Consider the following 26118-nt stretch of genomic DNA (forward strand, 5'->3'; position numbering starts at 1 on the left):
GTCCCTGCCATATAAGTGGGAAAGCTTAAACTCTGAGAGGGCTGATTACCAGCCCTCTTAATTATTTTACTTGCAGAATAATTGAAGTAATCATAAAATGATCAATCCAAGCTAAATTAGGGAACATATCAAATAAATGGATATAGATTTTTAAAAGGTATTATCTTAGCATATTACTTTGAGGAGACGACATATGAATGCCAATGACTATATTACTGATCCATGCAAGGCTTCATCTCTGCCATATTGGAAGACTGAAAACATCGTAATGCCAGAGCACATAATAGTACTTAGGGATGATGATTATAACAAAGAGCAGCCCGCCAGAAATGATGATCAGTATTTTAAAATGATACATAATTTGAAAATGATTCCAGATGCATTTTTACCTGATGACTTTGAAGTTGTTCAAGCTGATGTAAAGTTTTTTGCGGATTATATAAAATGAGAAAAGTATTTTGCTCATTTAATCAGATAAAAATGGTATAATATAAGCAATTAGTAAAACTATGGAAGGATTGATGAATATGTGTCAGGTTAAAGAAATGCGCATAGATAACAGAACAATTCATGTTGCTGATATAAAGCAAAAGTATATCAGTAATATTATTGATGCTGCAAAAAAAGTGTGCTTTTATCGACAGAATAATCCTTTTTGGTTCAAGTATTGAAGATAGATGTACCTATGATTCTGACATTGACCTGGCAATATTCGGTAATCAAACCAAGTATAAATGTTTAAATTCAAAGGAATATAGACGTTTTGCTGAGGAACTATATTCATTTGATGATTTTAATCAGTCTTATGATTTGCTCTATTTTAAGACAGGAAATGATTATACTGGTATTCTTATTAACGATATAAATAATGGGGAGGTTCTTTATGACAGGAAAGATGATTAATTCCCCAGAGCTTTCTTTATATCAGGCTAAAGCTGATTATTTCGTGCCAAGGGCACCGGTGCTGAGCATCGCTCAGCACCATTGTTTTTTTTATTGCGAACCACCGGTTCGCAATTCAGCCCCACTTGGCAGATTATTCGCGTTTACTGCAGTATCTGCGCATGTTTGTCTTTCCTGTTTCTACCCAGGTTGTTGTATAAGCAAATCTGTCTACTATCGCCTCCGCATAGACTCCTTCACCCAGCTTTTTGATCCAGTCTTTTTTAGAATACTGCGTACAAAAGATGGTGGATGAGGAATCTGAGCGTCCGGTGGTCTGGCTGATTTCAGTCTAGATCACCGGTATTCTTATCTCAAGCTAACCTCTGAACAGTAATCTTAAAAGTTTAATCGCGCTTATCTAGGCGGAAAAACATTTAATTTTTTAACGGTATTATGTGTTACAATTTATATATGTAGAAATGATTCACTTGAAGAGAGGATCTTAATATGGCAGAAAGAAGCAACGAACAGAAAAACTTTTTTAAGAACCTGCACACGGATCAGTATAAATGGAATGATTTCTTTCTTATTCCGCTTATAGTGACAATTGTGATGATGTTTGTCGGGCAGACGGGAGTTCTCGTAATCTCTGGAATTCTAATGAAACCGATTATCAACGATAACAATGTCGATTTTCTAACAATATTTCAACAATATTTCACCTTCACGGGAATTTGGATTATAGCTTTACTTTATTGCTACTTTACCAAAAAAAACAGACCAATAATTAATGCTTTAACACCTTTTTGCAAAGGAAATACAGTGAAATACCTGCTTTTAGGTCTTTTAATTGGTTTTGCCCAAAATGCATTTTGCATTATGGTGGCTTTGCTGCATAAAGATATCTATATTTCTTTTGATTCATTAAATCTATCGAAGGTAATACCACTTTTTATAGTTGTATTTATACAGTCCAGTGCAGAAGAATTACTTTGCAGGGGCTTTCTGTATCAGAGACTAAGAAGGGGATATAAAAATCCTGCTATAGCGGTTGTAGGAAATGCTCTGCTGTTTTCACTGCTGCATGCAGCTAATCCGGGAGTGTCTCCACTTGCTCTTCTTAGTATCCTTTTTGCTGGACTTATCTATTCACTTATGGTTTATTATTGCGATTCAATATGGATGCCGATGGCAGCACACGCAGCCTGGAATTTCACCCAGAACATTATATTTGGACTTCCAAACAGTGGTAACGTATCGCCAGTTTCAATCTTTAAACTAGATGCATCTACAGCCAGGGGTAGTTTTGCATATGACGTAGGATTTGGTGTTGAAGCTACAATAGTAGCTATAGCACTTTTAATAGTAAGTTGTATTATAGTTTATCTATGGGGAAGCAAAAATAATAAAAAGCCAACTGAAATCTGGAATTAAAAGCAATATCTACACAACAAAAAATGATAAGTCAGTAGCCTCTATAGGAGGACTACAAAACTGATCATACGAGGAAAAATACCAAATGGAAAATACTATGTATCAGGTGTCGACACTTCAGGCGCTAATTCTTGGGTACAGCCGGACGGTGATAAATGTAGACAAACTAATTCAGCATGATGATACCGGGCTGGCATCTTCATTTTCTTTCCGAGGACAGAACGAAAGGCGGGCATGTTTTTGATGCAAGTATAATCAAAGGAGCAGCCAGAGTAGATAAGATTACCAGTATCCACATAAATCTTCCAAAAGAAGCGGCTTTTGATACCTATTCTCTTAAAGAGGATCTGGAAAGCGAGATAAAATCCGTCGAGTAAAGTAAAAACATCAGATATACAGGCAGAGTTTTAAAAGGAACTAACGACCTCGGCGAAGAGGTAGAGATATCAGCTACAGCAAAAGCGCGTCTGGTCCTATTAGTCAGTTTTTCGCCGGATATTCACTCACAAGCATCCATAAAAGACATGTTGAATCACACATACGTGGGAAACAGTCATTAAACCTTGTAGCAATATTCAACTTTCTATGAAGTTCTCTGGCTGATATTGTTTGCTTGTCAAAATCAATCTTTAATAATTCGTTCATTATGCCTTCCTATCAAAATTAAAGTTTTTTATGATATCCGGTTTAATGCATTTTTTATCTTTACTTTTAACAGAGTATATCTGTTATAATCGAGGTGGAGTTTCTGGTATTTTTCGAGTAGGGGGATTAATGAAGAGAAAAGCATTATTGTCGTTTCTTGTGACGTCATTGATACTTGTGGCGGGATGCTCTAAGTCTGCCTATAATGCAGGGACTGAGGGTGATTTCGCAGCGCCTTCAAAGGTAGTGGAGGATACATCAGAGCAGGAGCCCTTGGCAGATAAGCCCCAGGAGGGTTCGCCGGATGATGAGACCGCATCTGAAGGTGGGAATGACGTTTTTACAGATGATAAGCCGGAGAATTCGGGCGAGCCTGATGGTACCGCGCCGGATGTAAAGCTTTCTTTGGCTAAACGCCTTTGCGGAAAATACAGCTGTAAAAGCAGCAAAGGTGAATATTATATTCTTGATATCTATGAGTTTGCTGACAATCTCTATGCTCATGTGGGGATCTCTGAAGATGATGAGAATTCCGATTATCTTGGCGCGTATACTTTCTGGGGCGCTGAGCTTATTCCTGATGATAAAGATGTGGCCAAAAATCTGAATGATGATGTTTTTACCTGTGATATTTTGGCCTTTTCCATTATGTCAAATATGGGTAAATACCAAAGTGCGCCGCAATCCTGCAGACTGATGCTTACGGATAAGGGCATAGATTTTACAGGAGCATTTTTCTCCGGAAAAGAGGAGACACTATCTTTTGAGCATGATAACAGGGTGGAAGATGCTTTCCCCTATATGTTCAGTGAAGAAGCAGGCATAGGCAATCCGCCTGAAAAAATGCTTGGTATCTGGAGAGAAAAAGGCTCTGACAATCCGCACTATGTGCAATACGGTGAAAGAGGAATGTTCAAGATTTACCAGGAGACTCCCGGCACTGAGGTGTTCTTTGCAGGCGGCGAATATCATTTTATAGATGATGACAGGCTATGCGGAACCTACAGTGTTTTGGGAAATGGCAGTATGCCCATGGAGTATGAGGCGATGTTTAGCCTTGTGGGAGATGACACCATAGAGTTGGATTTCATATATGATAATTCTCTGTTAGAAGATGGCGAAAGCCATATGGTTCTCGAAAAAATAGATGAGGATGATGTGCCTTTTGTGACAATAGATAAGGTCAGAGAGGTACTGACAGACAACTATAATTATGATGCCTATGTTTTGCCAAGTGACTATTATGACGAAGGTTTTTATGGCGTGTGGATAGGTGCTTATGAGGATCTTGAGGAAGCAAAAGAGCTTGCTCAGAAAATAGAGGATCAGGGAGCTGTAGCAACGGTTGTTTTCTCACCGGAATGGGAGAATCTGAATGCGAAGCCCTTTTACTGTGTGACTTACGACAGATTTGAGACGGAGTCCTCCGCGGAAGCAGCTCTTGTTAATGCAAAAACCTCGGGTTATGACGGCGCATATATCAAGTTTTCCGGCAAAAGGGTGATGCATCGAATTTACTACACAGTGTATTCCCATGATGTTATGGATTTTTCAAAGGATAAAGTTGTCATCAGTGGTGTAAGCACTTCTTCACTTATGGGTGATGATGAAAAAGAGATGACCCTTATCGTTGATAAGGATACGACCTTTGATTCCTCCTGTAATATGAGCTTTTTTGGAAATTATGAAAAAGGTCAGTCGGTGCTTGAGTGGTTTAATAAAAACGACGAGCTGGCAAAGGAAGATGCTGACAGCTATTCCAGTGGCGGTCCTGCGCTTTTGGGTGTATTCGATGTGGCTATAACAGGGGATCATATAGACAGGTTTTATGGAAGTTATTGGTGGGATTAGTTTTTATAATATAAAATTATTGGGATAAAAATAATGGTACGTTTACTTGAAGATAAGGATGAAAAGAGAAGAGTAGTCAGAAAGATTTTGGAAGCACTTCCTGACTGGTTTGGAATTGAGGAATCAAGGGAGCAGTACATTAGAGAGAGTGCAGACCAGATAATGCTTGTGGCTGAAGATGAGGATATTCCTGCAAAAGATGGTGAACCGGGTAGCAAGGCAGTTGGCTTTTTGTGCCTTAAGCAGACAGGTAATGCCACCGTTGAGCTTGCTGTTATGGGAGTTCTTGCAGAGTATCACAGAAAGGGTATCGGCCGTGAGCTTTTTAAGGAAGCAAAGCGAATTGCACAGGAGAAGGGATATTCCTTCATGCAGGTAAAAACTGTTGAGATGGGACATTACGATGACTATGATGCAACCAACAGATTTTATATAAGCCTTGGTTTTCAGGAGTTCGAGATGTTCCCTCTTTTGTGGGATGAGGCGAATCCCTGCCAGATATATGTAATGTCGCTGAAATGATAGAAGCATTTTTGATGCGGAAATCGTTTATATGTAACGAGAGAAAAGCATGCGTATTGCCTTTATAAATGGCGGTACGCATTTTTTACACAAAAAATTAAAAAAATTTCCAACACTTTTGATGACTCATCCGTTATATGTACAGAAGCGCTTAAATGGTATACTTAGCACGGGGAGCAGAGACTTAAATGTACCGGGACATAACAGAATTATATGAACAACTGAATGCAGAATTATTATCCTGGTGCAGCGCCATGACAGGGGACAGATATGAGGCCCAGGAGCTTGTGCAGGAAGGGTTCCTAAGGGCAATCAATCACTTTGAGACTTTGGAATCCATGGATTTTTTTAAGAAAAGAGCCTGGATGTATCAGACAATCAAGCACCTTTTCATAGATGATTTAAGGAAAAAGAAGAGGGAAGATTTGTTTGATGATATGCCTGATATCGGAGACCTTCGAGGAGAATATACGGAGACTGAGTGGATGCAGCTTATTAACTCCCTTCCAAAGGATGAGGGCAAGGTTTTTGTTTTGAGATATCTTGAAGATTTTACTTCGGGACAGATCGGAGAGATGCTGGGGATGCCGGCAGGGACCGTCAGAAGTAAGCTCCATGATGCGAAAATGCACCTTAGAGAATTGCTAAAATAAAGCGCTACTGGTTTGAAACAAAAGCAGTGAAATGTTTATAGGAATTTATGAACTGAAATAAAAAGAAAAGGGGATTAGGGTATGCGACTTAAGATTAACTGCGATGTATGTGACACAAGAAAAGTTAACGAAGACAACTACAAGGAGTATGAGGAGATCATAATATCCGCTGACAAGGTGATAGTAGATGAGAGAAGTAAGCAGATTCTCAGTAAGCTTCCCTTTAATATCAAGGCCGATGAGATCAGAAGTGATGAGGAGGACAGACCCCAGAAGGATGTTCAGAATGTCAACGGAGTATATGAGATCGGACCTGAGACAGTGGTTAAGGAAGGAACGATTTTGAATGTAAACGGCTTTCTTAAAATCGTGCCGGGCTGCGAAGAGACATTGAACAAGTATGAGAAGATATGCATAAACGGAGTGATACTTTGTCCCAAGAGCCTCACAGGTAAACTCCCCATGCACAGCATTTCCCTTAACGGCATGGTCAAGGGATATCCTGATGATTATGTAATGCTTGATAACAAGTATAAGCTTGATAAGTATTTCCCCATGAGAGCAGCGGAGAACAGCGGATATTTTGCATCCACCTGCATATTTGATGTTGATGCTGAAACGGACTTTGGCAGGCTTGCTGAAAAGAACGTGAAATTCTACACGGACAAAGTATACATAAGGAAAAGCCATCTTGAAAAGGCTCTGCCGCTTATCAACATCGAGGCAAAAATTGTTGAAATACCTGATGAATGCAGAATCGTAAACAGTGACGATTTCCATCTTGATGATGCACTTATTTCTTCTGCAGGTGACAATATCTATGTGTCAGGAGATGTGACAATTAAGAAGGACAGCCTGTCCGCTCTTGAAAAACTCTCAGCTCTAGCTGTGGACGGTACAGTGAAAATCGATAGATCCTGCCTTGAGAGATTCAATCAGCTTAATGTGAACTGCGCAAAGGTAGTCGTTCTTGACGGCTTTGCAATTGAAGACAGAGCAATGGTATCACTGGACAGAGAGATGCTTGAGAATCATCCTGAAGGTGTGGTGCTTAGGGACTGTGCTCTGGTAAGCATAGGTGATGATATACCCACAGAGCTTATCCGTGAGAGACTTAAGATAAAAGACTGTGCAAAGGTAACCTGCGCTGATCAGCAAAAAGCGGTAATATCAGAGGTTTCACAGGATGTTGCTTTTATCGGTCCATGGGGCGTAATGGGAGTATTTGGTTCAATTTTTGGAAGACCCGGTTCCGATGCATCAGAGTCCAGTGACACCAAGTATATCAATGCTGATTTTTATGAACTGTAAACTGAGGGTGTTTTTGCAAATTGATTTTTTCAAAAACTTATGCTAAAAATAGTTGACGTAATTTAGTTAGGATGATAAAACTAAATAGTAGTTTTTGAAAAAAGCGGAGGTTAAGGAGATGACGAAGTTTTGATATTGATTCTAATGCATATTGACAGCCATATCGGCTGAGCTGCGTTACGTTATTTCGTAAGGCCTGTTTTGTTATCCATAAACAGGAAGTCTTATGAAAGATGAATCATATCAATCTAGAGCATTTTCGGTAACATATTTTCAACTTATGTACTGCCTCTTTATATGCTGAGTGCCGGCAGAATAGTTCTGTATTTGCGGCATTAATAGATTATTGGATCCGTCTGCGTAACGCAGGCGGATTTTTTGTTTTACAAGATTTAATGACAACTTAGGAGGACATCATGGAAAAAGTAAAAGAAACTAAAAATCCCTTATGGACAAGGGACTTTACGATAATAACGCTGGGCAGCGTTGTGTCTATGTTTGGTAACAGCATGGCTGGATTTGCAATGAGCCTTATGGTTCTTGACTACACGGGATCCACTATGATGTATGCCATTTATCTTATGACATACACTGTACCGCAGCTTATAATGCCTATTATTTCAGGCGCAATCCTGGACAGATTTTCCAGGAAAAAGATGATATATACACTAGATTATTTCATGGGTGCATTATATCTGATTGTTGGGGTATTTGTGCTAAGCGGCTGGTTCAGTTTCCCGCTGTTTGCGCTATTTTCACTTACAATCGGAACAGTTTCAAGTATCTATATGGTTGCCTATGACAGTTTTTATCCTCTTCTTATAACTGAAGGGAATTATTCCAAGGCCTATTCCATAGCCAGTGTACTTGAGACCATGTCCATGTTCATGATCCCTGTTGCAACATTCCTTTATAACAAGTTTGGAATGGCACCGCTTATGATCTTTGATTCAGTGTGCTTTGCAATTGCAGCTACTCTTGAGACCAGGATTGGCGCAGAAGAGAAGTACATCGAGAAGCAGAAAAAGAGCATCGAAGGCGAAAACATGAGCCAGATATCAAGAATGCTCGTAGATATCAAAGAGGGCTTTAAATATCTCTTTTCAGAAAAAGGACTCCTTGCCATTGCGCTTTATTTCCTGTTCAGCACAATGGCAGGCGGTGCAGCAAACGTAATCGCTCTGCCTTATTATAAGAGTAATTTTCAAAACGGTGAGTATTTGTTTCAGCTTGTGTTTGGAACTGCCTTTGTAGGAAGAGCGCTGGGCGGAATGTTCCATTACAGGAAAAAGATACCGGTAAAATACAAGTACTGTCTGGCAATTGGAGTGTACATAATTATCGGCCTGTTTGAAGGACTGTATCTGTATGTTCCGATTCCACTCGCGATGCTTATGTCCTTTGTAGTGGGAGTTGGCGGTGTGACCAGTTACACCATCAGAATTTCAGCTACTCAGAGCTATGTTCCCGATGAGAAAAAGGGAAGATTTAACGGAGCCTTTCAGGTGCTTAGTACGTCAGGCTCACTTGTGGCAGAGCTCCTTGCGGGAGTGATGACACTGTACCTGGATCAGAGAGCGGTACTGCTTGTGTTTGAAATGGTAAGTGTTGTTGCCGCCATCGTTATAATCGGTGGCAGCAGCAAACACGTAAAAAAGATATACAATCGAGCATCCTAATTCGCAAGGTTTTCACTATCGTGCTTAAAGGCGATCTGAGCGAAATTGTAAAAGCCCTGATACCAGATGTGGAAGTCGTGTCCGCCGGACATTTCCTGCCACATGAAGTTCTCGCCATCAGTGAATTTATCGCTGAGGGCGGGAAGGGTTTTAGCAGCTGCTGATGCGCTGGAATAAGCAACCTTATCCTGAAGACCGCAGATATTATAGAAGTAGTAAATCTCATATTCACTGTCTTCTAAAATGCTGGCAGTCTTTGATGCGATGTTACTTGTGGGAGCAGCGGAAAAAGCACCAAAGTATCCAAAGAGATCCGTGCATTCATCAAGGCCGATGTTGATGGTCTGCATGCCGCCCATGGAGAGGCCTGCAATTGCTCTGTGAGCTCTGGTGGCAGCCATGTCATAGCCACCTTCCTGATAATCTGCATAGGTGCTGTAATGGGATTCCATATAGGGAATCAGATCGTTTCTGAGCTCCTGACCGAAAAGGTAGAAGGCATCTATCATGGAGCTATCCTTTTTGTATTCGGCACCGGCTCTGCCGTTAGGTGTTACAACGATGAAGCCGTCAATGTCACCGTAATATGCAAGGTTATCCATTATTGTCTTTACTCTTGAAGTATTCTTATTCATTCCCCATTCATCTTCATCGCCGCCGATTCCGTGAAGAAGGTAAAGAACGTTATATTTTTTATCCTCGCTGTAATCTGCGGGAAGATATACGTTGGCTTCTTTTGTTATCTCGCTTCCATCTCCTGCATAATCGTGAGCTGTGTATGAAATGCGCTCGATTGTACCTGCACCTTCAGTGCGAAGGTTAGTGTACTTTGGCGGAACATGCTCGCTTATTTCTGCGGTTGGCCCTTCGTCGTCAGCTGCATCCTCAGAATCGGTTTCATCAGACTCGGTGGCTTCTTCCTGATAAGAGGTTTCTTGTGCAATTGCGTCTTCAATGGAACCTGCAGACTCATCCTGATTTTCTTCTGGTTCCTTGGCTTCTTCAGCTTCAGTTGCAGCCTCAGCTGATTCTGCCTCGTTATCTGTTTCTTCTGTGGATTCTTCTGCTTCAGCTGATTCTGCTACAGAGACTTCCTCCGCTGCCACTTCTGCTGTTTCAGTGTTTTTTGCTGTGGTGCCACAGGCAGTAAGTAATGCTGTCATCATAATAATTCCCCATAGTGTTTTTCTTCTCATATATTTCTCCGATTTGTAAATGATATAATATACCGTCGGATAAAGCCTCAAAGCCGCATCCTTTGGCCTTTTTAAATTATGGAATTATTTTCGCTGCGCTACTAATCAATAATTGCGGGAATAATTACAAAAATAGCTTTTGGACAGGCATTAAAAAACAGAGCGTTTCCGCGGGATTTAGAGATGCTCATTAGAGAAGGAGCCAATCCCCTTTTTCAGTTGCTTTTAATGTCAAAAAAGGCTAAAATTAAAGTGTTGAAATACGTCTTTTTTGTATCGAGGGTTTTAATTTTGATTAGAAGTAAGTTTTTTATTAAAAAAGCTGTAATAGCTGCAGCATTATCAGCAGCTTTGATCAGCAGTAATACTGCATTTAATCTGCCGACTTTGGTTGTTACGGCCGAGGCCGGTGAGAATATAGATAATGTGAATCCGGATGAGATGCCTGATGCTCCTGCGGTAGGCGAACAGGATGACAGTACACCTTCAGATGATGAGGGCGAGCCTATAGCGAATCCTGATGCTACAAATGGGGATGAGGGAGAACCGGAAGCCGGAGATAACACATCGGATGATGGAAGTGCCCCGGCAGATGATGCAGCACCTGCTTCGGATGACATTACAGTGACTCCTGATGATGAAGGAACACCTGCACAACCTGCAGAACCGGCAGAGGGTGAGACACCTTCAGATGATGAGAATTCCGATGATGCTGCAAGCCCTGAAGATGGCACCGGTGCATTAACAAAGAACGAACCGACAGAGAATCCTGAAGAGAATGCTAATCCTTCTGATGATCCTGCATTAACTAATGATGCAGCAGATCCTACCACAGGAGAAGGCACACAAGGTACACCCACCGATAAGCCAAAGCTCACACTTAAATCCCAGAGTCTTGCCAAGGTTTATGATGGTAAGCCCCTTGAGAATGGAAATGAGCCTCTTGAAGTAGAAGAGGGATGGCTTGAAGGTGACGGCGCTGATTATAAATTTACAACCAGCATAACCACAGGACATGCATTTAATACCTTTGAGGTAATACCCTGGGAAGGCACTGATCTGAATGATTATGAAGTTGATCTTGGTTTTGGCGATCTCACAGTTATTGAGAGAGAGGGTGATCTTAAATACATCCTCACGATAACAGGTGTAAGCGGAGAGACCAAGTATACCGGAAGTGAGCAGACACTTAGCGGATTCATTGTAAATGGAAGAAGCTACTCAGAGTTCAGAATAGAAGCAAGCGGCGATCCTAATGAGAGCATAGGATTCACCATAGGAGATGCTGCATTTACCGTAAGCGGTATCAGCGCTTCTGTGACAGCTAAGGATGCAGGAACACATTTCCTTAATATATCGGGAGCACCTGTTGTAAGAGATTCATCAGGCGCCGTTGTAACAGATGAGTTCCAGTTTGAGTATTTTGCAGGTAAGTTTACCATCAATCCCAGAGAGGTAACACTTAAGTCTGCAAGCGATAAAAAGAAATATGACGGTAAAGCCCTTAAGAATCATGAGGTTACCGTTTCAGGTGACGGTTTTGCAGAAGGTGAAGGTGTTACATACAAATTCACCGGACAGCAGAAGGAAGTGGGTGAGAGCTTCAATTATTTCACCTACGTCATGAATGAAGGAACCCTTGAGAGTAACTACGATATAACCGTAGTACCTGGCAAGCTTAAAGTAAAAGAAGCCGATAAGAAACCTGATAATAACCAGGGAAGCTCAGGATCTGAGGAGTCAGGTGATAATTCAGGAAGTGATTCATCAGGTTCTGCGGCAGCTACTTCAGCATCAAATAATACTTCAGCAGAGGTTACAAACGATACAGGTGCAGAAGTTCTTGGTGCAAGAAGAGGCGCTGATATAGCTAAGGCAGTAGCGGGAGCCAGAAACAGTGCAACGGATGATTCTACGGCCGATTGGTATGGAAGAGTTTTGGTAATGGCAGCATGTATGATGCTGACTACAATAATATGGGGAAAAAAGAAGAAAAATGAGTGATTCAGAAGCTAGAATTTATGGCAAAAATCTTGTATGTGTTTGCGTAAACAGTACTGAAAATGATGACATTCAGGGTGAGATGTGGACTCCCTATGAGGAGGAAGCTATCCGCTTTGGAAGTGCATACGAACTTATAATGGAGATGGATGATCTTTATGATCATTGGGATTTCCCTCAGAGGACCACATCTTACAGAACATTTGGCAAAAAGGATAAGACCAAGGATTATCACAATCCGAATTCTATCAGAAAAAGAGAACCTATCAGAACTCTTAAATCATTCAGGGGTGAGAAGGCGACCTTTTTGATTCACGTGAAGTTCAGACAGAATACTTCATGGCAGGGTCAGGTACTTTGGGCTGAGAGGAAAAAGAAAGTATATTTCCGCAGTGTTCTTGAGCTACTTAAGCTTGTGGGAACTGCACTTAAGCAGGGCGATCAGGAAGACGATATCGCTGAGTAAAGATGACAGGGTCCGAAGAGTGTGTGTTCATGCTCTTCGGACTTTCTAGGTAATTAACTACAACATGAGTTTGATATGACAAAAAAACAACTTGCACTAGAAGTAATAGAATTACTGAAAAAAGAATATCCTGATGCAAAGTGCACTCTCGACTATAAGGATGCATGGCAGCTTCTTGTAAGTGTGAGACTTGCAGCTCAGTGCACAGATGCAAGAGTTGATCAGACTACGCCTCTTCTTTATGCAAAGTTTCCTTCGGTTAAAGCTTTGGCTGAAGGGGATGTGGCTGAGATTGAAGAGATAATAAGACCCTGCGGTCTTGGCAATTCCAAGGCAAGGGATATTTCCGCATGCATGAAGATGCTGCAGGAAAAATATGACGGTAACGTTCCGGACAATATGGAAGAGCTTCTTGCTCTGCCCGGTGTTGGCAGAAAAAGTGCCAATCTCATTATGGGCGATGTCTTTGGAAAGCCTGCTATAGTCACGGATACACACTGTATCAGATTAAGTAACCTTATTGGTCTTGTGGATAATATTAAAGAACCTGCCAAGGTTGAAAAGGCTCTCTGGAAGATAATTCCGCCTGAGGAGGGAAATATGCTTTGTCACAGATTTGTGACCCATGGCAGAGCAGTATGTGTTGCCAGAAGACCTAATTGCGCCGAGTGCTGCCTAAAAGAGATATGCAAATTTGGCAAGAAAAATTTATCTTAGAAATAAGCTGGAGATTATGAAAAAATGCTTATCAGTAAGCTGTTTATAGAATTTGTGCTGTTCAGCTTTATAGGCTGGATATACGAATGTACATATTGCACCGTGAAGGAGGGACATTGGTCCAACAGAGGATTTTTATTTGGCCCTATTTGCCCTATCTATGGAACAGGTACCGTACTTACGCTGATCATATTTGGATATGTTCCGGTTTTCAGCAGGGTTCCTGTAAATGAAATCCCCATGTGGCAGATATTTCTTATTTGCTCAGTTGGAAGTATTTTCCTTGAATATGGAACCTCATATTTTTTGGAAAAAAGATTCCACGCGGTATGGTGGGATTACAATGATATGCCGCTGAATATAAACGGAAGAATTTGTGTCCCTGCCACATTGGGATTTGGAGTAGCGGGCATACTTGTTACAAGATTTGTACTTCCCTTTTCATTTAGATTTTGCGAGACAGTTAATCCCTATGTTGCAGAGGTAATAGCGCTTTTACTGATGGCATATCTCGCAGCGGATTTGGTTCTTACGGTATCCAGCTTGTATCATCTTCTTTCAATGGTTGAAAAGACCATGGGAGGCTTTGATGAGAAAATGGAAGGTGCAGTTCAGATAGCTAGAGAAAAGGTAAATGCTACGGCAGAAATGCTTGACTTCAGACAGAAATATCAGCTCAAAAGTATTAAGAACTTTAGGTTCAAGAGACCTGTATTACGAAGCGGAAAACTAATTAACACGAAAGCAATGCTTGAGGTTTTTAAGGCTCTTCAGGAAAAAATAAAAGCCGGAAAATAATAGGAGCATGTTATGGTAGTTGAAGGTTGGGTAGTACTAAATTTCTTTTGTGGTCTACTCCTTGTATTGTTACTGATTTTTCAGCGCAGTACATCAAGTATCACATCAGGTAGACGTTATTCGGCGCTTCTTATAATGACGCTTGTTCTGTTGGCTTCCGAGACTGTTGGAAGAATCGGTGAGGCGTACCCGGATAACCTGTTGTTTCTTGCACAGATAGGATACTTCATGATCTTTTTGCTGGATCCTGTTGATATTCTTTTTGCGCTTACTTATATTGATTGTTGGATGGATAAGGAGAACCTTGGTAAAAGAGCGATCTTTTCTTATTCATTTCAGGCTTTTGCCTTTGTAAATGTAGCGATGGTCACTATTTCAGAGGTTCTGGATCTTAAGCTGTTTTATTTCTTTGAAGATGGCACGTATTTCAGAGGACCTTATTTCATGGTGAGAGCAGTGCTGATGATGATCTTTATTGTGCTGCTTACAGTGTATGTGGTTATGTTCCGCAAAAATATCTATAAGGAATATCAGAATGCTATTCTTATGCTGCCGATACTTTCATTCCTCGGCGCAGTGCTGCAGATTTTCCTGGCAAATATGGATATTACCTATGCAGGTATCTCTATCGGATGTCTGATCCTGTTTTTCTCATTGCAGAGCAGGGATATAAATGTGGATTATCTTACGGGTGTACTCAACAGGCGTGGTCTGGATATCAGGCTTGAGGAAAAGGTAAAGCAGAGTATTTCATCGGGCAACAGGTTTTCCGCAATAATGATGGATGTGGATCATTTCAAGGAGATAAATGATCACTACGGACACAGTGCCGGTGATGGCACCATTCGTGATGTGGCAAGGGTTTTGGTTGATACATTTGGATCCAAAGCCTATATCGGAAGATTCGGTGGTGATGAGTTCTGCATTGTTACGAACATGACCGAAGCCGAAGAGGTTGAAGAGAAAATTAACAGGGTTCACGAAGCCATAAAGCGCGATATTAAAGAGCTCAATGGGTGGCCTGAAATGATAGACGTGAGCTGCGGTTACAGTATTTATGATCCTGAAAGGGCTCTGTCAGCAGAGGAATTTCAGCAGAATATAGATAGGCTGATGTATGAGGAAAAACAGAAGCATCACCTAAATGATAGAAGAAAGTCGGAGAGATAAAGACATGAAAACACAGATCAAAGGATTGGCAGATTTTATCGAAGGGAGTCCTACAGCTTTTCATGCTGTAAACCTTATTAGAGAAAAACTGCTGGGAGAGGGCTTTACGGAGCTCTCTGAAAAAGAAGTATGGAAGCTAAAAAAGGGTGGCAAATACTTCGTTACAAGAAATGGATCATCAATCATTTCATTTAAAGTTCCAACAACAAATTATAAGGGATTTTCAATAATAGCAAGTCATAGCGATTCGCCTGCTTTTAAAATCAAGGAGAACCCTGAAATTGAGGCAGCAGGTGCTTATGTAACACTCAATGTGGAAAAATATGGTGGAATGCTTTGCGCTCCCTGGTTTGACAGACCGCTGTCAGTTGCAGGAAGACTTATGGTCAAAAAGAGCGGCAGAGGAATCGGCATTGAGAGCAGGCTTGTTGATATCGACAGAGATCTTCTGATGATACCTTCACTTGCAATTCATATGAATCGTGAAGCCAACGACGGTTATAAGTACAATGTACAAAAGGATCTGCTTCCTGTTTTCAGTGATGAGTCAGGTAAGGATGGATTTATGAAGCTGGTTGCCAAGGCAGCAGGCGTTAAGGAAAGTGATATCGTAAGTCATGATCTTTTCTTGTATAATCGTGTAAAGCCCACAGTATGGGGAGCAGCAAATGAGTATTTTTCTGCAGGCAGACTTGATGACCTTGAATGCGGATACGGATCACTTCAGGGATTTATGGCGGCTACCAATAAGAAGAATATCATCATGCATGTAGTATTTGATAATGAAGAGGTTGGAAGCACAACCAAGCAGGGCGCTGCGTCCACCTTCTTAAAGGATACGCTTCTTAGGATCAACGAGGGCTTTGGAAAGAGCACGAGTGAGTATCTGGTATCCTTGTCTGAGAGCTTTATGGTATCAGCTGACAATGCTCATGCGGTTCATCCAAACTATGTTGAGAAAGCTGATCCTGTAAACAGACCTAAGATGAATGGCGGCATCGTTATTAAGTACAATGCCAATCAGAAGTACACTACAGATGCTGTTTCAGCTGCAATTTGCAAAATGGTTTGTGACAAAGCAAAGGTTCCTTATCAGACCTTTACCAACAGATCTGATGTGGCAGGTGGTTCAACCCTTGGAAACATTTCCGGTACTCAGGTTGCGATCAACACAGTGGATATCGGAATGGCACAGCTTGCAATGCACTCACCCTATGAGACTGCAGGTGTCAAGGATGTGGATTACCTTATAGATTTTTCAAAGGCATTCTATGAGGCAGATTTCACTATTGAGTAAAATGCCTTTATAACTTAGTTTGGCAGGAGCGTATCCGACCGGATTAAGACGTATTATGTTAGCAATAAAGAGGAGAGTTGTATAAATGGGATTATTTGATTTTTTGGGTGGAAAGAAAAAACGTGAAGAAGAGGAAGCTCTTCTTTTGGAGCAGGAGGAGCTTGAAAGAAAAGAACGGGAAAAGGCTGAGCTTAAAGAGATTCACATGGAGCTTGGATGGCCTGTTCCTTCAAAGATAAATCCTGTAAGAGTTGCAGGCAAAGAGGACACTATTTTAGACGATCCTCTTACAGAAGATCGCAAGGAAGAAATTGGTGAGATTCTCTACGAGGATGAGATCAGTGTGGATTCTCTTAGATTCCTTTCACTTCAGGAGCTTCTTTTCCTTATCACAGCACAGGAGCATTTTCAGAAAAAAGCTGCTCTTCCGGGGTTTGAAGCAAACCACAGAAAGATTTATAACGAGATTCTTGGAAGAGTCCGCGACGCAAAGATGCTTTATGTATTATATGATCAGCTGACAGGTTATCCTTTCATCGATCATGGATACATCAACATTTATCTTGATCAGGATCATGCGGAGGCAGCTGTAAAGGTATTTGAAACCCAGTACAGAAGACTCATTGCCCGCCCCTGCAAGGCAGACAACGAGGCAGAGTCAGCAAAGGACAGAAGAAGCTTCTTTGATTATCTGTATTATCTTGGTGTTGAGAACTTTATCATTGAAAACGGATATTACAGGGCACACTTCAGAAGAAATGAGATAGTGGCTGCTCCCGGTGACTGGGGTGGAACAACTGATAACTCACCCAAGAACCCGGCACTTGTTTTTGCAATACTTGATTTCCTTGGAGAGGCAAGATGGCCCGTTAAATATGAAAAGAGAAACGAGATTCTTACAATAAAGGAAATACGCATGGCTCAGGCAGCGCAGGCTGCAACCTATATTGTACCTATGGTACATGAAGGCCCTGTGGACATAATGGAGGATGGCAGATTCAAGTTTACAAAGGACACCAAGATCCGTTTCCCTGAGATAAAGAGCAAGGATGAAAAGCACTTCCTTCCTATATTTACTGACGGAATGGAATTTACCAAGATGTTTGCCAATTCCGAATTCAAGGGTGCTGTGTTTACTTTCCCTGACATCCTTAAGTTTGTAGGAGAGAAGGACGGCGTTATCATAAATCCAGGCGGACAAAAGATAATGATTCCCAGGGACCGTATGCTGGCACTTCAGATGGCTGCTCAGCAGGTCGCTATTGCTAAGCAGGCAGGCAAAAAGCCCGCTAAGAAAAAGCTCACCGAGACAGAAGCAGCAATTCAGTCAGCCATGAAGGGAAAAGGAATAGCAGCTAAGGTCGAGCCTGATGAAAAGGACAGCTTTGTAGAGCTGACAGAGGATTCCTCCATGACCGATATTCCTGCAGATAATGATAGCAATATCGAGCTTATGGAAGGTGGAGCAGACAGCGATACTACATCTGAATTTGCCCCTGAGGATTAATTGGTTGCAAGTAATTCAATCTTGTTAAGGGTGTATTTATGAAGTAGAATTAATATAATTTCAGTGCTAAGGCACACGGGATATGGAGGGGGTTATGTTTGATCGAATCATGGGACGATACCTTGTAAGCAAGGGTAGATTGTCCAAAGACCAGTTATCAGTCGTGTATCAGATTCAGGAATCAAAGAGAGCTAAGCTCGGTGTAATAGCAGTTACTGAAAAGCTTATGACGGTTGCGCAGGCAGAAGAGATTAATGCCCTTCAGGCTACTATGGATAAGCGTTTTGGTGATCTTGCCATTGAAAGGGGATACCTTTCCAATATTCAGGTTGGAAGACTTCTTTCTCTTCAGGGAGATGAATTCTTGACCTTTACATCCGCAATTGTTGAGAGAGGCTATTTATCTCTTGAGGATGTGAATCAGGTTATTGCTGATTATCAGCATGACAAGGGACTTAACGATAGTCAGATGGAATCATTGAAAAGAGGTGACATTGACGCGATAGTTCCTATTTTCCTTGATGAGCTGGAGCCTGAGTATGTATCACTTTTCAAGTACGGCATCAAGAATATGTACAGACTTGTGGATGCGCACATCTGTATTGACAAGGCATGTACTAAGCATGACCTTAAAGAAGAATGTGTAAGCTATCAGCGATTTAAAGGCGATATCAATGCTACTGTTGCTCTTGCAGGTTCAGCAAGCGCAATTCAGAAGATGGCAAAGAGCTATACGAGAGAAGAGTTCATTGAGACCCAGGAAGATGCACTTGATGCAATGTGCGAGCTTATTAACTGTATCAATGGTCTTTACGCTACTGATAAGAGTAAGAGCGCACTTAAGATTGAGCTTGAGCCACCGACATTTATCACCAGATTTTCAGAGCTGTCCGGGGATGATATGCATGTTATTCCTATTTACAGTGGCGAAGAAGTAGTTTATTTTATTGTTTCTATAAACAGTGAAGTTGACATTAAGTGAGGGGACGGGATATGGCAAACATATTGATGGTAGATGATTCGAGAACATCACGCAGAGTTTTAAAGGACATGCTTGAGAGGCATGGACATGAAGTTATAGGCGAGGCTACAAACGGACAGGAAGCTTTTGACAGCTACGTTAAACTTAAGCCTGATATAGTTACCATGGATATTACAATGCCTGTAATGGATGGCATAGAGGGACTTAAGCTTATACACAGATCTTATCCTGATGCGAAGGTTGTTATGATAACCGCAGCGGGTCAGAATGAAAAGGTTAAGGAAGCTGTCGAGAACGGCGCAGCAGAGTTTGTTACAAAGCCTCTGGATGAAAAGGTCGTTATCGAGGCCATTGAGAAAGTTTTAAACCGATAAGAAATGGGGATTTATGTTCAATGATATTCATATCGGTCCGCTTACATTCCACATGTACGGGCTGATGATAGCTGTAGGTTTTTTAAGCGCACTTATGATAGTGCTAAGGAGAGGAAAAAAGCGGGGACTTTCAGAAGATACTATTTATGGAATTTTCTATTGTGCTATTATTGGAGGCCTGCTTGGATGCAGGCTTCTATTTTATATAGTAGAAATACCGCAGATAATGAAAGATCCTTCAATTTTATGGGATTTTAAAAACGGATATGTTGTGTATGGCGGAATTATCGGCGGAATACTCACCAGTATGCTATATGTTAAGCTGAAAAGGAAAGAAAAGTATTTTCCGTATTTTGATATGGTAATGCCTGCTGTGGCAATAGCACAGGGCTTTGGCAGAATTGGATGCTTTTGCGCCGGCTGCTGTTATGGTGCTGAGACAGATTCCTGGTTCCACGTTGTTTTCACTCATTCTCAGTTTGCACCTAACAATGTGCCCCTAATTCCGACACAGTTAATGTCTTCTGCGGGAGATTTTTTGATCGGTTTCTTCCTTATATATTATTCAGGAAAAAATAAGGTGCCAGGAAGAAGTGCAGCAATGTATCTGATCCTCTATGGAATAGGAAGATTTTTGTTGGAGTTTTTCAGAGCAGATCACAGAGGAAGCCTTGGAGTGTTCTCTACTTCCCAGATTATTTCCTTTGGAATAGTTGCTATAGGTGCTCTGCTTTATATGGTAACAACCAGACATGGAGAAGAGGAAGCGCTTTTATGATTCCTGTATGTGACAGGCTTTGAGATTTAGATGTGAAATGAAGAAAAGGGCGTTGCCCTTAGAATAATAGACGGAGGCTTAAATCCAGCCTCCGTCTATTGTTATAATCTGACCTGTAAGATAGGTGGGCGACTTGGCAAGCTTAACTGCAAAGTCTGCCACTTCTTCCGGTTCGCATATTCTGTCCGCAGGAATGTCAGCTGCGATTTCAGAAATCTCTTCCTGCGATAAGTGGGATGAATTCATTTCCGTATTTACCATACCGCAGGCGATGGCGTTTACCGGGATACCACTAGGGGCAAGCTCTTTTGCAAGGCCCTTTGTAAAGGAATTGACACCGCCCTTTGATGCTGAGTAGGCTACCTCACAGGATGCACCTACATTACCCCATACAGAAGAAATATTTATGATACGACCGTATCCGTTTCTAAGCATAAGTGGAACGGCTTTTTTACATGTATAGAAAAGAGAATCGAGATTTACTGCCATAAGCTCGTGCCATTCTTCTGCGGGCATATCGGTAAGGAGTCCGTAGTGAGCTATACCTGCATTATTAATAAGTATGCCTGGGATAAGACCTTCCTTTTCGATAGTCATGAATAATTCATTTACGGAGGCTTCATCACCAACGTTGCATTCAAAGGCTTTCGCCTTTATTTTATATTCGTTTTCGAGCTCTCTGGCGAAGTCTGTTAAAGCGCTTATATGGTTTTTGCAGCATAAAATCAGTGAGTAACCGTTTGTTGCAAATGCCTTTGCGATAGCTTTTCCGATTCCTCTTGATGCTCCTGTTATCAAAACATAGGTTTTTACAGAATCTGTCTGCATGTAGCCCTACCTCCAAAAAGTTCATAATTATTTTATTTATCATACCACAAAAAAACTCTTTACATTTTATTGGGAAAGAAGTATATTGTTTATATCAAATTGTACACAATCTAATTTTAGATATATATTTCAAAGGAGGAAATAATATGCGTGATCTGATTATTATAGGTTCCGGCCCTGCAGGCTTATCTGCAGCTGTTTATGCAAAGAGAGCAGGACTTGATGTTCTTGTCATTGAGAAGGATCCTGTAAGCGGCGGACAGATACTTATTACTTATGAAGTAGATAATTACCTTGGACTTCCGGGTATTAACGGCTTTGATATGGGAATGAAGTTCCGTGAGCATGCTGATAAGCTTGGCGCAGAGTTCGCTGAGGGAACAGTTACTGCTATTGAGACTGTAGATCCCGGAAGTGATAGCAAAGCGCCTACATTCAAGGTAATTACAGATAATGGAGAGTACGAGACAAAAACCATAATCCTTGCAACTGGAGCTTCACACAATAAGCTTGGAATCAAGGGCGAGGAAGAGTTTACTGGTAAGGGCGTTTCCTATTGCGCAACCTGTGACGGTGCATTTTTCAGAAATAAGGTAGCTGTTGTAAACGGCGGCGGTGATGTTGCCGTTGAGGATGCAATTTTCCTTGCAAGAGGCTGTAGCAAGGTTTACCTGGTTCACAGAAGAAATGAGCTTCGCGCTGCCAAGATCCTTCAGGATGAGCTTTTATCACTTCCTAATGTAGAGCTTGTATGGGACAGCATCGTAGAAGAGGTCAAGGGCGATGCCAAGGTTTCTTCCATAACCGTTAAAAATGTTAAGACAGATGAAAAAAAAGAGATAGAAACAGATGCACTTTTCGTAGCAATTGGAATTCATCCCCTTACAGAGGCTTTTACAGGGCTTGCTGAAATGGATGAGACCGGATATATCATTGCAGGAGAGGATGGAGCCACATCTACGCCCGGAATCTTTGTTGCAGGCGATTCCAGGAAAAAGAGACTTCGCCAAATTGTTACAGCAGTAGCTGATGGTGCAAATGCCGTTACCGCTGTTCAGGATTTTTTGGTAGGCAAGTGATTTCATAGATAAAATTATTCGAAAAAAAGAATAAGGAAACTGTTAAAAAATAGCCAGTGTCCGCAAAAACACTGGCTTTTAATATGATGTAATAGAATGTACAATTATGAAAAATATGATGTTTATGCGGTGTAAATTTACCGCCAAAAGCCCCGAAAGGTTGACAAGATTTAATTAAAGGGGTATATTGTAAAAGATGTAACAAAATCGTAACAATTATTTGGAGGTCCATTTTGCGAAAGACTAGAATGCAGCTTGTGGCAATGGGGGTTGCTGCTGCTTTAACAGTTGGAGGAACTGGAATAAATGCATCTGCTTCATCCTCAAAGGTAACAAGCGTATTACCTTCAGCAGGAATCAGCTATGCGCTTCAGACTCAGGATTCTGTTTCACTTTCTAATTTACAGGGTGATTCTGACAGCACTGATGTAGCTGAGAATGACAATGCAGACATTACAGAGACTACACCACTTGCATCTACACTTCAGGAGAATATCCTTAATGATATTCAGAAGGCTACAGGTGCAAACATTTCAATAGCAGATTATGATGAAGCCAACGAAGAGAAGCTTCAGGCTATGACTGATGAGGAGAAAGAGGAAGAGCGTTTTAAGACTCTTGTTATCGCTCAGGTTAATGATTATGTAAATGTAAGAGATAACCCGAGTGAAGAGGATGGCGAGGTCATCGGTAAGCTTTATGACGATTCTGTTGGTACTCTCATTGAAGAGACTGACGGATGGTACAAAATCAAATCTGGTTCAGTAGAAGGTTATGTAAAGGGCGAGTATTGCGTAACCGGTGAAGATGCAGTAGAGCTTGCCAAGGAAGTTGGTAAGAGAATTGCTACTGTAAATACCACAACACTTAAAGTAAGAAGTGGCCCAAGCACAGATGATGAAGTGCTAGGTCTCGTACCTATCGAAGATGAACTTGTCGTAACCGAAGAATTAGATGAATGGGTTAAGGTAAGTATCGAAGAAGGTGAAGGATACGTATCAAGAGAATTCGTAGATCTTTCTACAGAGTTCGTTGAAGCAGAGTCCAAGGCAGAAGAGGAAGCTCGTCTTAAGAAGGAAGAGGAGGCTCGTCTCGCAGCTCTTGCTCAGGCTAAGAAGGGTACAAAGAATTCATCTGATAAATCAGGTTCCAAGAGCTACAATTCAGCAGGAAGCTATACTACACAGTCAAGTTCCATCGGTTCTGCTGTTGCATCCTTTGCAACTCAGTTCGTTGGTAACCCTTATGTATATGGTGGCTCCAGTCTTACAAACGGAACAGATTGTTCAGGTTTCGTAATGAGTGTATATGCTAACTTCGGTGTTAGCCTTCCTCACTCAAGCGGTGCTGACAGAAGCGTTGGTGCAGCAGTTGACGGTCTTGCAAATGCACAGCCCGGTGATATCGTATGTTACTCAGGTCACGTTGGTATCTACATCGGTGGCGGACAGATCGTACATGCTTCAACAGCTAAGACAGGTATTAAGATTTCAGATGCAAGCTACAGACAGGTACTTGCAGTTCGAAGGATCTTCTAATAAGAATAAAAAATCGGAAAGCGTAAGCTTTCCGATTTTTTATATTCTTGTAATGAAGTTCCGCTCTCGCATTCGCTCGACGGAACAACGCTGAAACACTAAATTCGCAATAACCTCATTAAGTGTTTCAGGTTTTATTCTTCCGGCTCAATCAAACCGTAGGTATTACCCTTTCTCTTATAAACTACATTCGGCTGATCTGTATCAGCGTTGATGAATACGAAGAAGTTGTGTCCGAGAAGCTCCATCTGAATGGCAGCGTCTTCAACATACATCGGCTTGAGGTCAAACTTCTTATAACGCTCGATTCTGATCTCTTCATCATCATCAAGTTCATTCTCAATGTACTCTTTTTTGAAGTTGCTGATCTCAGTCTGGTGTTTGTCAACAAGCTTGCTTCTGTACTTCTTGAGCTGACGTTCTATGATCTCCTCAACGAGATCGATAGATACATACATGTCACTGCTTACCTGCTCAGATCTGATAATCTTACCTTTAACGGGAATGGTCACCTCTATTTTGTGGCGATCCTTATCAGCTGTAAGAGTTACGTTGACATTAGTCTCCGGAGTAAAATACTTCTCGAGCTTGCCGATCTTTTCTTCTACTGCGGATTTAAGTCCGGGTGTTACATCAATGTTTTTTCCAATAATCGTAAAATTCATGCAATCATCCCCTTTTCCCATATATTTTTATAAACAAATTATATCATTTTCTGACAGATTAAATCAAACATAAGAGATAAGTTTAGAAATCTTTCATAGATATCACTGTTTTCGTGCAAAATAGACAAAAAATATGTTCTGTTTTTGAGACAAGAAAACAAGTGTATTTGGTGGATAATTGTGGGTAATGTGGATAACTTCGTGTATAAGTCGTAAAATAGGCATTTATAATTTTAAGATTGTGGATAACTTTTAAAAAATCTCTTTATAAAATATTAATTTTTTATGTTGACTTTTCAATTTATGTGCATCTGTGACAGCTTTATGAAAATTTAATAAAAAAATAGTATATTATCTGTGCCTTTTTCTTGCGCAGAAAAAAGCCAACATGCTATAATATATTCGTTGTGACAAAAAAATAACAAGCAACAAAACTATAATAAAATAGCGGACTTAAAGTCCCGAAACGGAGGTATCATCTATGGCACAAAAGGTAGTTTTAGCAGGTGCTTGCAGAACTGCAATCGGTAAGATGGGCGGCGCTCTTTCAAACACACCGGCAGCAGATCTTGGTTCAATTGTTATCAAGGAAGCTCTTAACAGAGCAGGAGTTAAACCGGAGCAGGTTGACGAGGTTCTTATGGGATGTGTTATCCAGGCTGGTCTTGGACAGAACGTAGCTCGTCAGGCTTCTATCAAAGCAGGTCTTCCTGTTGAGGTACCGGCTGTTACTATCAACGTTGTTTGCGGTTCAGGTCTTAACTGCGTAAACATGGCTGCTGAGAAGATTTTATCTGGTAGTGCTGACATCGTAGTTGCAGGTGGTATGGAGAACATGTCAATGGCTCCTTTCGCACTTGACAAGGCACGTTTCGGTTATCGTATGAATAATGGTGTATTAAAGGATTGTATGGTAAACGATGCTCTTTGGGATGCATTCAACGATTACCACATGATCAAGACTGCTGATAACGTAGCAGAGCAGTGGAAGCTCACAAGAGAAGAGCTTGATGAGTTTGCACTTAAGAGCCAGCAGAAGACTGAGGCAGCTCAGAAGGCAGGCAAGTTCAAGGATGAGATCGTTCCCGTTCCTGTAAAGGTTAAGAAGGAAACAGTTATGTTTGATACAGACGAGGGTCCTCGTCCCGGTTCTACAATGGAAGGTCTTGCAAAGCTTCGTCCTATCAACGCTGACGGCGTAACAACAGCTGGTAACGCATCAGGTATCAATGACGGTGCTGCAGCTATCGTTGTTATGAGCGAAGAGAAGGCTAAGGAGCTCGGCGTTACACCTATGGCTACATGGGTATGCGGTGCTCTTGGCGGTGTTGATCCTTCTATCATGGGTGTTGGCCCTGTTGCAGCTACAAAGAAGGTTCTTGATCGTACAGGCCTCAAGATTGAGGATTTCGATATCTACGAAGCAAACGAAGCTTTCGCAGCTCAGTCAGTAGCTGTTGGTAAGGATCTTGGCTTCGATCTTTCAAAACTTAATGTAAACGGTGGTGCAATCGCACTTGGACACCCTGTAGGAGCTTCAGGATGCCGTATTCTTGTTACACTGCTTCACGAGATGCAGAGATCTGACAAGAAGCGTGGTCTTGCTACTCTTTGCATCGGTGGCGGTATGGGTTGTGCAACTATCGTTGAGAGGTAAGCATTTGACTTGGGCTTGAGTCCGAGTACAGAACTACCAATTAAATAAATTAAGCGCTGTGAGGGATTTTCTCACAGCGCTTATT

General features: G+C 41.3%; 26 protein-coding genes. 23 read left to right on the top strand and 3 right to left on the bottom strand.

Annotation, left to right across the window (positions count from 1 at the left end; genetic code table 11):
• Window positions 1–193: 193 nt before the first annotated feature.
• The 10 genes from G610_RS0102145 (at window position 194) to G610_RS0102190 (ending at window position 8980) form a co-directional block, all read left to right on the top strand.
• On the top strand, window positions 194–448 hold the full coding sequence (locus G610_RS0102145) for a hypothetical protein (protein ID WP_026523465.1): 255 nt from the start codon (window positions 194–196) through the stop codon (window positions 446–448).
• A 164-nt stretch (window positions 449–612) separates the two neighbouring features.
• Window positions 613–903 carry a nucleotidyltransferase domain-containing protein gene (locus G610_RS0102150; protein WP_026523466.1) on the top strand — a complete coding sequence of 97 codons (291 nt, stop codon included), beginning with the start codon at window positions 613–615 and terminating at the stop codon, window positions 901–903.
• A complete protein-coding gene (locus tag G610_RS22910) occupies window positions 884–1198 on the top strand; it encodes a hypothetical protein (protein ID WP_155830935.1) in 315 nt (104 codons plus the stop codon). Before G610_RS0102150 ends, G610_RS22910 begins: the two co-directional genes overlap by 20 nt.
• A gap of 194 nt (window positions 1199–1392) precedes the next feature.
• Window positions 1393–2319 carry a CPBP family intramembrane glutamic endopeptidase gene (locus G610_RS23290; RefSeq protein WP_196809794.1) on the top strand — a complete coding sequence of 309 codons (927 nt, stop codon included), beginning with the start codon at window positions 1393–1395 and terminating at the stop codon, window positions 2317–2319.
• A 176-nt stretch (window positions 2320–2495) separates the two neighbouring features.
• The gene (locus G610_RS0102160) at window positions 2496–2696 is read left to right on the top strand and encodes an acetolactate decarboxylase (protein ID WP_026523468.1); all 201 of its coding nucleotides are present in this window, start codon (window positions 2496–2498) and stop codon (window positions 2694–2696) included.
• A 397-nt stretch (window positions 2697–3093) separates the two neighbouring features.
• Complete coding sequence (locus G610_RS0102170; RefSeq protein ID WP_026523469.1) at window positions 3094–4815, top strand: SPOR domain-containing protein; 1722 nt, start codon at window positions 3094–3096, stop codon at window positions 4813–4815.
• A gap of 33 nt (window positions 4816–4848) precedes the next feature.
• Window positions 4849–5337, top strand: coding sequence for a GNAT family N-acetyltransferase (locus G610_RS0102175; RefSeq protein WP_196809795.1), 489 nt, complete (start codon window positions 4849–4851; stop codon window positions 5335–5337).
• A gap of 188 nt (window positions 5338–5525) precedes the next feature.
• On the top strand, window positions 5526–5990 hold the full coding sequence (locus G610_RS0102180) for an RNA polymerase sigma factor (protein WP_026523471.1): 465 nt from the start codon (window positions 5526–5528) through the stop codon (window positions 5988–5990).
• 81 nt (window positions 5991–6071) lie between these two features.
• Entirely contained in the window at window positions 6072–7301 is a 1230-nt protein-coding gene (locus G610_RS0102185) for a hypothetical protein (RefSeq protein WP_026523472.1), read from the top strand.
• Between the two features lie 416 nt (window positions 7302–7717).
• Window positions 7718–8980 (top strand): MFS transporter, encoded by a 1263-nt coding sequence (locus G610_RS0102190; RefSeq protein ID WP_026523473.1) that lies wholly within the window; start codon window positions 7718–7720, stop codon window positions 8978–8980.
• Here the strand turns inward: G610_RS0102190 and G610_RS21920 are convergent.
• Entirely contained in the window at window positions 8977–10176 is a 1200-nt protein-coding gene (locus G610_RS21920) for an alpha/beta hydrolase (protein ID WP_026523474.1), read from the bottom strand. The two genes, G610_RS0102190 and G610_RS21920, sit on opposite strands and share 4 nt — an antisense overlap.
• Window positions 10177–10467: 291 nt before the next feature.
• On the opposite strand from G610_RS21920, the gene G610_RS0102200 reads away from it, so the two are divergent.
• The 10 genes from G610_RS0102200 to lgt all read left to right on the top strand — a co-directional run bounded on the left by G610_RS0102200 (window position 10468) and on the right by lgt (window position 20266).
• Complete coding sequence (locus G610_RS0102200; protein WP_026523475.1) at window positions 10468–12180, top strand: hypothetical protein; 1713 nt, start codon at window positions 10468–10470, stop codon at window positions 12178–12180.
• Window positions 12173–12643 carry a hypothetical protein gene (locus tag G610_RS22575; RefSeq protein ID WP_081667143.1) on the top strand — a complete coding sequence of 157 codons (471 nt, stop codon included), beginning with the start codon at window positions 12173–12175 and terminating at the stop codon, window positions 12641–12643. Before G610_RS0102200 ends, G610_RS22575 begins: the two co-directional genes overlap by 8 nt.
• A 75-nt stretch (window positions 12644–12718) precedes the next feature.
• Complete coding sequence (locus tag G610_RS0102210) at window positions 12719–13360, top strand: endonuclease III domain-containing protein (RefSeq protein WP_026523477.1); 642 nt, start codon at window positions 12719–12721, stop codon at window positions 13358–13360.
• Between the two features lie 24 nt (window positions 13361–13384).
• The gene (locus G610_RS0102215; RefSeq protein WP_026523478.1) at window positions 13385–14158 is read left to right on the top strand and encodes a putative ABC transporter permease; all 774 of its coding nucleotides are present in this window, start codon (window positions 13385–13387) and stop codon (window positions 14156–14158) included.
• Window positions 14159–14170: 12 nt separating this feature from the next.
• The gene (locus G610_RS0102220) at window positions 14171–15328 is read left to right on the top strand and encodes a GGDEF domain-containing protein (protein WP_035796650.1); all 1158 of its coding nucleotides are present in this window, start codon (window positions 14171–14173) and stop codon (window positions 15326–15328) included.
• 4 nt (window positions 15329–15332) lie between these two features.
• Complete coding sequence (locus tag G610_RS0102225; protein WP_026523480.1) at window positions 15333–16625, top strand: M18 family aminopeptidase; 1293 nt, start codon at window positions 15333–15335, stop codon at window positions 16623–16625.
• Between the two features lie 85 nt (window positions 16626–16710).
• Window positions 16711–18132 (top strand): SseB family protein, encoded by a 1422-nt coding sequence (locus tag G610_RS0102230; RefSeq protein WP_026523481.1) that lies wholly within the window; start codon window positions 16711–16713, stop codon window positions 18130–18132.
• 94 nt (window positions 18133–18226) lie between these two features.
• Entirely contained in the window at window positions 18227–19114 is an 888-nt protein-coding gene (locus tag G610_RS21925) for a chemotaxis protein CheX (RefSeq protein WP_051197488.1), read from the top strand.
• Window positions 19115–19125: 11 nt separating this feature from the next.
• A complete protein-coding gene (locus tag G610_RS0102240; protein WP_026523482.1) occupies window positions 19126–19488 on the top strand; it encodes a response regulator in 363 nt (120 codons plus the stop codon).
• Between the two features lie 13 nt (window positions 19489–19501).
• The gene (gene lgt / locus G610_RS19415) at window positions 19502–20266 is read left to right on the top strand and encodes a prolipoprotein diacylglyceryl transferase (RefSeq protein WP_035796653.1); all 765 of its coding nucleotides are present in this window, start codon (window positions 19502–19504) and stop codon (window positions 20264–20266) included.
• 78 nt (window positions 20267–20344) lie between these two features.
• Here the strand turns inward: lgt and ymfI are convergent, their stop codons facing one another.
• On the bottom strand, window positions 20345–21094 hold the full coding sequence (gene ymfI / locus G610_RS0102250) for an elongation factor P 5-aminopentanone reductase (RefSeq protein ID WP_026523483.1): 750 nt from the start codon (window positions 21092–21094) through the stop codon (window positions 20345–20347).
• A gap of 146 nt (window positions 21095–21240) precedes the next feature.
• Here ymfI and trxB point away from each other — a divergent pair, with 146 nt between their 5' ends.
• Complete coding sequence (trxB, locus tag G610_RS0102255) at window positions 21241–22173, top strand: thioredoxin-disulfide reductase (protein WP_026523484.1); 933 nt, start codon at window positions 21241–21243, stop codon at window positions 22171–22173.
• Between the two features lie 233 nt (window positions 22174–22406).
• Window positions 22407–23711, top strand: a complete 1305-nt coding sequence (locus G610_RS0102260) for an NlpC/P60 family protein (protein ID WP_026523485.1) — start codon at window positions 22407–22409, stop codon at window positions 23709–23711.
• Window positions 23712–23845: 134 nt separating this feature from the next.
• Here the strand turns inward: G610_RS0102260 and hpf are convergent, their stop codons facing one another.
• A complete protein-coding gene (hpf, locus tag G610_RS0102265) occupies window positions 23846–24376 on the bottom strand; it encodes a ribosome hibernation-promoting factor, HPF/YfiA family (protein ID WP_026523486.1) in 531 nt (176 codons plus the stop codon).
• A gap of 481 nt (window positions 24377–24857) precedes the next feature.
• On the opposite strand from hpf, the gene G610_RS0102270 reads away from it, so the two are divergent.
• Window positions 24858–26033 (top strand): acetyl-CoA C-acetyltransferase, encoded by a 1176-nt coding sequence (locus tag G610_RS0102270; protein WP_026523487.1) that lies wholly within the window; start codon window positions 24858–24860, stop codon window positions 26031–26033.
• Window positions 26034–26118: the final 85 nt, after the last annotated feature.

The sequence above is a fragment of the Butyrivibrio sp. MB2005 genome, from assembly GCF_000424285.1.
Lineage (GTDB): Bacteria > Bacillota > Clostridia > Lachnospirales > Lachnospiraceae > Butyrivibrio.

What these genes read in the sequence shown, in the direction of transcription:
- G610_RS21925 (WP_051197488.1), top strand. Translation starts at nt 18,227, where the DNA reads ATGTTTGATCGAATCATGGGACGATACCTTGTAAGCAAGGGTAGATTG.
- G610_RS22910 (WP_155830935.1), top strand. Translation starts at nt 884, where the DNA reads ATGACAGGAAAGATGATTAATTCCCCAGAGCTTTCTTTATATCAGGCT.
- G610_RS0102215 (WP_026523478.1), top strand. Translation starts at nt 13,385, where the DNA reads ATGCTTATCAGTAAGCTGTTTATAGAATTTGTGCTGTTCAGCTTTATA.
- G610_RS0102185 (WP_026523472.1), top strand. Translation starts at nt 6,072, where the DNA reads ATGCGACTTAAGATTAACTGCGATGTATGTGACACAAGAAAAGTTAAC.
- G610_RS0102160 (WP_026523468.1), top strand. Translation starts at nt 2,496, where the DNA reads ATGATGATACCGGGCTGGCATCTTCATTTTCTTTCCGAGGACAGAACG.
- G610_RS0102270 (WP_026523487.1), top strand. Translation starts at nt 24,858, where the DNA reads ATGGCACAAAAGGTAGTTTTAGCAGGTGCTTGCAGAACTGCAATCGGT.
- lgt (WP_035796653.1), top strand. Translation starts at nt 19,502, where the DNA reads ATGTTCAATGATATTCATATCGGTCCGCTTACATTCCACATGTACGGG.
- G610_RS23290 (WP_196809794.1), top strand. Translation starts at nt 1,393, where the DNA reads ATGGCAGAAAGAAGCAACGAACAGAAAAACTTTTTTAAGAACCTGCAC.
- G610_RS0102175 (WP_196809795.1), top strand. Translation starts at nt 4,849, where the DNA reads ATGGTACGTTTACTTGAAGATAAGGATGAAAAGAGAAGAGTAGTCAGA.
- ymfI (WP_026523483.1), bottom strand. Translation starts at nt 21,094, where the DNA reads ATGCAGACAGATTCTGTAAAAACCTATGTTTTGATAACAGGAGCATCA.
- G610_RS0102180 (WP_026523471.1), top strand. Translation starts at nt 5,526, where the DNA reads ATGTACCGGGACATAACAGAATTATATGAACAACTGAATGCAGAATTA.
- G610_RS0102210 (WP_026523477.1), top strand. Translation starts at nt 12,719, where the DNA reads ATGACAAAAAAACAACTTGCACTAGAAGTAATAGAATTACTGAAAAAA.
- G610_RS0102240 (WP_026523482.1), top strand. Translation starts at nt 19,126, where the DNA reads ATGGCAAACATATTGATGGTAGATGATTCGAGAACATCACGCAGAGTT.
- trxB (WP_026523484.1), top strand. Translation starts at nt 21,241, where the DNA reads ATGCGTGATCTGATTATTATAGGTTCCGGCCCTGCAGGCTTATCTGCA.
- G610_RS0102150 (WP_026523466.1), top strand. Translation starts at nt 613, where the DNA reads ATGCTGCAAAAAAAGTGTGCTTTTATCGACAGAATAATCCTTTTTGGT.
- G610_RS0102190 (WP_026523473.1), top strand. Translation starts at nt 7,718, where the DNA reads ATGGAAAAAGTAAAAGAAACTAAAAATCCCTTATGGACAAGGGACTTT.
- G610_RS0102230 (WP_026523481.1), top strand. Translation starts at nt 16,711, where the DNA reads ATGGGATTATTTGATTTTTTGGGTGGAAAGAAAAAACGTGAAGAAGAG.
- G610_RS0102145 (WP_026523465.1), top strand. Translation starts at nt 194, where the DNA reads ATGAATGCCAATGACTATATTACTGATCCATGCAAGGCTTCATCTCTG.
- G610_RS0102225 (WP_026523480.1), top strand. Translation starts at nt 15,333, where the DNA reads ATGAAAACACAGATCAAAGGATTGGCAGATTTTATCGAAGGGAGTCCT.
- G610_RS0102170 (WP_026523469.1), top strand. Translation starts at nt 3,094, where the DNA reads ATGAAGAGAAAAGCATTATTGTCGTTTCTTGTGACGTCATTGATACTT.
- hpf (WP_026523486.1), bottom strand. Translation starts at nt 24,376, where the DNA reads ATGAATTTTACGATTATTGGAAAAAACATTGATGTAACACCCGGACTT.
- G610_RS0102220 (WP_035796650.1), top strand. Translation starts at nt 14,171, where the DNA reads ATGGTAGTTGAAGGTTGGGTAGTACTAAATTTCTTTTGTGGTCTACTC.
- G610_RS22575 (WP_081667143.1), top strand. Translation starts at nt 12,173, where the DNA reads ATGAGTGATTCAGAAGCTAGAATTTATGGCAAAAATCTTGTATGTGTT.
- G610_RS21920 (WP_026523474.1), bottom strand. Translation starts at nt 10,176, where the DNA reads ATGAGAAGAAAAACACTATGGGGAATTATTATGATGACAGCATTACTT.